This is a genomic window from Priestia sp. P5_B4, from assembly GCF_056400385.1.
The window spans coordinates 1-876 of sequence record NZ_JBFULJ010001223.1 but is presented as its reverse complement, the minus strand read 5'-3'; the positions used below and the strand labels follow the sequence as shown (position 1 = coordinate 876).

Sequence of the window (876 nt, the reverse complement as noted above, 5' to 3'; positions counted from 1 at the left end):
CTCCAGTAGCCCCAGTCACTCCAGTTTCTCCAGTAGAGCCAGTCACTCCAGTAATTCCAGTCACTCCAGTAGAGCCAGTAGCTCCAGTGATTCCAGTCACTCCGGTAGTTCCAGTCACTCCAGTAGCCCCAGTGATTCCGGTAGCCCCAGTGATTCCGGTAGCTCCAGTGATTCCGGTAGCTCCAGTAATTCCGGTAGCCCCAGTAATTCCAGTCACTCCAGTGGCTCCGGTAGCTCCAGTAATTCCGGTAGCTCCAGTGATTCCAGTTTCTCCAGTAGGGCCAGTAGCCCCAGTGACTCCGGTAGAGCCAGTAATTCCGGTAGCTCCAGTAGCTCCAGTAATTCCAGTAGCTCCAGTAATTCCAGTCACTCCAGTAGCCCCAGTSACTCCAGTTTCTCCAGTAGAGCCAGTAGCTCCAGTAGAGCCAGTAGCTCCAGTGATTCCAGTCACTCCAGTAGCTCCAGTAGCTCCAGTGATTCCAGTCACTCCAGTAGAGCCAGTCACTCCAGTGGCTCCGGTAGCTCCAGTAATTCCGGTAGCTCCAGTGATTCCAGTTTCTCCAGTAGGGCCAGTAGCCCCAGTGACTCCGGTAGCTCCAGTCACTCCAGTCACTCCAGTGGCTCCGGTAGAGCCAGTAATTCCGGTAGCTCCAGTAATTCCGGTAGCTCCAGTCACTCCAGTAGCCCCAGTCACTCCGGTAGTTCCAGTCACTCCAGTWKCTCCAGTRATTCCAGTCACTCCAGTAGCCCCAGTCACTCCAGTTTCTCCAGTAGAGCCAGTCACTCCAGTAATTCCAGTCACTCCAGTAGAGCCAGTAGCTCCAGTGATTCCAGTCACTCCGGTAGTTCCAGTCACTCCAGTAGTCACTCCAGTAG

Annotated in this window: 1 protein-coding gene; it reads right to left on the bottom strand. The window is 54.4% G+C overall.

The genetic code is table 11. From position 1 onward, the window contains the following. Window positions 1–856, bottom strand: an 856-nt coding sequence (locus AC1DRF_RS30080; protein WP_477742583.1) for a beta strand repeat-containing protein, incomplete at its 3' end; no start/stop codon positions are given. Window positions 857–876: the final 20 nt, after the last annotated feature.